Origin of the sequence: Blastococcus sp. KM273128, from assembly GCF_021698975.1 — a bacterium.
GTDB lineage: Bacteria > Actinomycetota > Actinomycetes > Mycobacteriales > Geodermatophilaceae > Blastococcus.
The window spans coordinates 1-5,087 of sequence record NZ_SSXA01000130.1; the positions used below are offsets into that span (position 1 = coordinate 1).

Sequence of the window (5,087 nt, forward strand, 5' to 3'; positions counted from 1 at the left end):
CCGAGCACCCAGCGCCCGCCCGCGGCGAGGAGGCCGGTGACCTGCAGGGCGAGGTAGGCCAGCGCGAGGCAGAGCAGCCGCAGGCCGCGCCAGTGCCCCGGCAGCCACAGCGAGGCGACCGCCGCCACCGGCACCAGCACGGGCAGCAGCAGGACGGCGGCCACGAGCGCCACGACCAGCAGCGGCCCGGTGAACCGGCGCACCCGGCGCGGGGGCAGCACGTCAGGCCGTCCCGCCACCGGAGCGGGCCAGGTACTCCCGCGCGGCGGTGTACGCCTGCTCGATCCGCGCGGGGACGGCGGAGAAGTCGCGGTAGCGCAGGTCGGCCGCCCCGAACGGCGCGACCCCGCCCGAGGGCAGCACGTGCGCGGTCACCCCCGGGGGCAGCGCGGCCAGGTCGGCGGCGAACCGGTGCCGGCGGGCGATCTCGAAGGCCACCAGCCCCACGTCCCACGGGCGGGCCGGCGGGCGCAGCGGCCGGTCGATCCGGCCGACGTGCAGCACGTAGATGGTCTCGGCACCGAGGGCGACGGCCCGGCCCACCGGGATGCTGTGCACCAGCCCGCCGTCCAGGTAGTGCGCCCCGTCGATCTCGACCGCGGGCAGCAGCCCGGGGACGGCGCAGGAGGCGAGCACCGCGTCGACCAGCGGACCCTCGGTGAACCAGTGCTCGGCGGCCCGCTCGATGCTCGAGGCGACGCACTGGAACGGGACGGCGAGCTCGCCGAAGGTGCGCACCGGCAGGTGCTCCTCCAGCAGCCCGCGCAGCGGCTCCCGCGGGTGCAGGTGGGTGCGGGTGCGCACCAGGGTGCCCAGCCGGGCCAGCACGGAACCCGCGAAGATCCCGCGCTCGGCGACGTCCTCCCACACCGCACGCAGCCGGCCCACCGCCCCCGCGGTCGGGTCGGCGGCGATGAGCGCCCCGTTGATCGCGCCCACCGACGTCCCGACCACCAGGTCGGGCCGGATCCCGGCCTCCACGAGGGCCTGCAGCATGCCGACCTCGGCCGCGCCCAGCACCCCGCCGCCCCCGAGGACGAACGCCGTCCTCCCCTGCCCGGCCGTTCCCGGCGATGCCATGCCGGCATGGTGTCACCCGGCCCCGTGCCGAACCCTCTCCGGGCCCCGCGGAGGGGGCGCCGGTCAGGGTCGGAAGACCTTGCTGACCAGGGCCTCCGAGGAGTGCACTCGTGCGGTGACCACGCAGCTGGAGGCGGGCCGCCCGGACGTCGGCCCCCCCGGTGACGCCGCCTCCGGGGCCGGTCGCTCCCCGGTCCACCGCCACCCCGTCGACCTGGTCCGCGTCCTCCTCGGCGCCGCCGTGCTCGGCCTCGGCTTCCTCGTCGCGCAGCGCGGCGAGCTGCCCACCTTCGAGCGGGATCTGTTCCAGCTGGTCAACGGCCTGCCGTCGGCGGTCTTCCCGCTCGTCTGGGTCGTCATGCAGCTGGGCAACGCGGTGGCCGTCCCGGGGCTCGCGGCCGCGGCGCTGGTCGCCCGGCAGGTGCGCATGGCCCGCGACCTGCTGATCGCCGGGCTGCTGGCCTACGTCACGGCCGACCTGGTCAAGGGCGTGGTCGGACGCGAGCGGCCCGGTGGTTTCGCCGTCGAGGTGAACTTCCCGGAGGGCCCGGTCGGCGGCCTCGGCTTCGTCTCGGGGCACTCCGCGGTCGCCGCCGCGCTGGCGACGGCGGCGGTGCCCTACCTCTCCCGGCGGACGCGCCGCGTCGCCTGGGTGCTGGCCTGGTCGGTGGCACTGGCCCGCGTCTACGTCGGCGCGCACCTCCCGCTGGACGTGGTCGGGGGCGTGGCCGTGGGCTGGGCGATCGGCTCGCTGGTGCACTGGGTCTTCGGCGTGCCGCGCCGCGAACTCGACCCGCACCGCCTCGGCCGGCTGCTGGCCCGGCTGGGCCTGCCCGTCCTCGACGTCCGGCCGGCCGCGGTGGAGGCCCGCAGCTCCCACCCCTTCGAGGCCACCACGCCGGCCGGCCAGCGGCTGTACGTGAAGTACCTCGAACCCGACCGCGTCGAGCGGGACTGGCTCTACCGGCTCTACCGGCTCCTCGCCGTGCGGGACGTCAAGGACGCCGACGCCGTGGCGCCGCTGGGGCAGCAGGCCGAGCACGAGGCGGTCGCCGCGATGACCGCCCGCGAGCGCGGCGTGCGGACCCCGCGCATCCTGCTCGCCCGCGGCGACGACCGGGGGGCGCTCGTCGTGCAGGAGTTCCTCCCCGGCCAGTCCCTCGACCGGCTGCCGCCCGGGGCGCTCACCCCCGCGCTGCTGGCGGGGGTCTGGGAGCAGGTCGGCCGGCTGCGCCAGGCCCGGGTGGCCCACCACGACCTCGTGGCGCGCAGCATCGTGGTGGACGACGGCGGCCGGCCGTGGGTCGTCGACTTCGGCAACGCCCTCACCGGCGCCTCAGACGACGCGCTCGCCGGTGACGTCGCCGAGCTCATGGCCTCGCTCGTGCTGCTGGTCGAGCCCGGTCCCGTCGTCGGCACGGCCCTGGACCGGCTGGGGCGGGACGCGGTCGCCGCGGCGCTGCCCGCCCTCGCGCCGCTCAGCCTCTCCTCCCCGACCCGCGCGCTGCTGCGGTCCCGGCCGGAGCGGCTCGCCGCGCTCCGGGCGGAGGTGCGCGCACGGCTGGGCCTGCCCGACCCCGACCGCCCGGAGTTCGCCCCGGCCGGGTGGCCGGCCCGGGCAGCGGTGACCGTGGGGTCGATCGGTGTGCTGGTGGGGGTCCCGCTGCTGGCCGGGGCCGGCCCCATGGCCGAGGCGGTCGGGCGCGGCGGCTGGCGGTGGCTCGGGGCGGCGGTCGCGCTCGCCGTCCTGGCCCGCACCGCCATGGCCGCCGGCGCGCTGCTCACCGTGGAGCGGCGGATTGCCCTGGGCCGCACCTACGGCGCGGGGATGGTGGCCGACAGCGCAGGGCTGCTGCGCGGCCGCGACGGCTGGCGGCGCGCCGCTGCCCGGTTCCTGGAACGGGCCGGGGTGCTGCCGGACGCGGCCACGGCGGCGCTGGCCCGGTTCACCGCGGGCGCCGTCGTCTCCGCCGTCGTGGTCGCCGCGGTCACCCTCGTGCTCGCCGCGGTGGACGGCCGGTTGACCGGCTGGCGCACGCCCGAGGCCCTGGTACCGGCCGTCGTCGTCGGGCTCGGGGCGTGGGGGCTGGTGCTCGCCGGGCAGTGGCTCGCCCTGCGCCGGTCGGGCGCGGCACCGGTCCGGACCGAGTTCCGGGGGGACGTGGCCCGGGCGTTGCGCGACCTGCTGGCCGTCCGGCCGTCCGGCTCGGACGGCGTGCCGCGGCGCCGCGGTGCGCAGCTGGCGTGGACGGTCACCGGTGTGTTCCTGGAGGCCGCCGTCCTCGCCGCCGCGCTGCACAGCGTCGGCGGCGAGGTCGCCCTGCTGGCCACCGCCGGCGTGTACGGCGTGCTGCACCTGCTCTGGTCCGTGGTGCCCGCGACCGCTGCGCCCGGGGCCGCCGAGGTCGCGTTGCTGCTGGCGCTGACCGCGCTGGCGGCGCCGCTGGGCGCCGCCTGCGCCGCGGTGGTCCTCTTCCGGCTGCTCACCTTCTGGCTGCCCGCCGCGACGGGTGCCGGGCTCACGACGCGGTTCGAGCACCGGTCCGCCCTGTGAGCCCGACCGCCTCCCCCGTCCGCGGTGGGTGCACCACCATGACCGGGCACTCCGCCCGGACCACGGTGCGCAACGCCACGGAGCCGAGCACGAGCCCCGCGAGCCGGCTGCGGCTGCGGCTGCCCACGACGAGCAGCGCCGCACCGCGGGACCGCTCGACCAGCACGTCGTCGGCCGGCCCGATGCCGGCCACCACCGCGACGTCCGCGCCGGCGGAGACGCCGAGCACCTCGTCGGCCACCCGCCGCCCGAACCGCTCGGCGTCCTCGCGCAGCTCCTGCTCCGACGGGCCGCTGTAGGGCGCGAACTCGGTCCAGGTGTCCACCGGCGTGCTCGCGACCACGACCTCGAGCCGGCCGCCGTGACGCCGCGCCTCCTCGGCCCCCCGCAGCAACGCGGCGCGGCCGGCGGGCGAGTCGTCCAGGCCCACGACCACGCGGCCGTCGTGCGGCTGCTCCGCGGAGCGCACCACCACCACCACGGGGCAGCGGGCGTGCACCGAGCACTGCAGCGCCACCGAGCCGAGCACGGTGCTGCGCACGGCGCCGCGCCCACGGCTGCCCACGACCAGAAGCCCCGCCCCGTCCGACCACCGCACCAGCTCCTCGGCCGCCCGCCCGGCCCCCACGTGCAGGGCGACGGGCACGTCCCCGTCCGGCTGCCCCGTCGCGCGTCGCACGTCGTCCAGGAACGCCCGGGCGCTGGCCTCGGTCGCCGCCCGCATGCGGTCGACCAGCTTCTCGTCGACCAGGTAGGCGTCGTTCCAGTAGGAGTCCACCGGGAAGGTGGTCACGACGTCGAGCGCTGCCGAGCGCCGGGCCGCCTCTGCCAGGGCCCAGCCGAGTGCCCCGCGCGAGTGGTCGGACCCGTCGATGCCCACCACGAGGCGTGCCCGGCCGGGAGCGCCCCCTGGGCCGGTCGGCTGCTGGGCCGTCGTCTGCGTCACGGGTCTCTCCTCGCTGTCGGGGCGGTGGCGCCGCGCCCAGCGTCGCCGGACGGTGCGGCAGGCACCGCGGCCCGATGTCCCGCCACCCCGGGGACCAACGTCCCGCCGATCCGGTCCCCGCGGCCCTGCGGCGACCGGTGACCTCCGCCCTAGCCTCGGCCCGACCCCCACCGACGGGAGCAGCGACCATGACCACCGCCCCGCACCCCCGGCCCGTGCTCGCCGGTGTCGACGCCTCGGAGGCGGCGCTGCGCGCGGTCGCCTTCGCCGCGGACGAGGCCCGGCGGCGCGAGGCACCGCTGCACCTCGTGCACGCGCTCGCCCGGCCCGCCGGCGGGTCCGGCGACGTGACCGCGTGCCGGGAGGTCGAGGCGCTGGTCCGTGCCGCGGGGCAGGAGATCCTCGACGTCGCGGCCCGCGGCGTCGAGGGCGTGGCGCGGGTCGTCACCTGCCTGGCCGAGCGTGATCCGGTCCAGGCGCTGCGCAAGGCCTCGGCCACCGCCCAGC

General features: G+C 78.4%; 4 protein-coding genes and 1 pseudogene. 2 read left to right on the forward strand and 3 right to left on the reverse strand.

The window, feature by feature from the left end; genetic code table 11:
• Both E9529_RS20980 and E9529_RS20985 read right to left on the reverse strand, forming a co-directional pair.
• A pseudogene (locus E9529_RS20980) lies at positions 1–221 on the reverse strand (acyltransferase); the annotation flags it as partial.
• A gap of 1 nt (position 222) precedes the next feature.
• A complete protein-coding gene (locus E9529_RS20985; protein WP_236833204.1) occupies positions 223–1,080 on the reverse strand; it encodes a patatin-like phospholipase family protein in 858 nt (285 codons plus the stop codon).
• A gap of 115 nt (positions 1,081–1,195) precedes the next feature.
• On the opposite strand from E9529_RS20985, the gene E9529_RS20990 reads away from it, so the two are divergent.
• Positions 1,196–3,634, forward strand: coding sequence for a phosphatase PAP2 family protein (locus tag E9529_RS20990; RefSeq protein ID WP_236833205.1), 2,439 nt, complete (start codon positions 1,196–1,198; stop codon positions 3,632–3,634).
• Here E9529_RS20990 and E9529_RS20995 read toward each other — a convergent pair.
• Positions 3,600–4,580 (reverse strand): universal stress protein, encoded by a 981-nt coding sequence (locus tag E9529_RS20995; RefSeq protein ID WP_236833206.1) that lies wholly within the window; start codon positions 4,578–4,580, stop codon positions 3,600–3,602. The two genes, E9529_RS20990 and E9529_RS20995, sit on opposite strands and share 35 nt — an antisense overlap.
• A gap of 188 nt (positions 4,581–4,768) precedes the next feature.
• Here E9529_RS20995 and E9529_RS21000 point away from each other — a divergent pair.
• The coding region (locus E9529_RS21000) for a universal stress protein (protein ID WP_236833207.1) at positions 4,769–5,087 on the forward strand (319 nt) is incomplete at its 3' end.

Excerpts from the sequence above, each read along its gene's own strand:
- E9529_RS20985 (WP_236833204.1), bottom strand. The coding sequence starts at position 1,080 with ATGGCATCGCCGGGAACGGCCGGGCAGGGGAGGACGGCGTTCGTCCTC.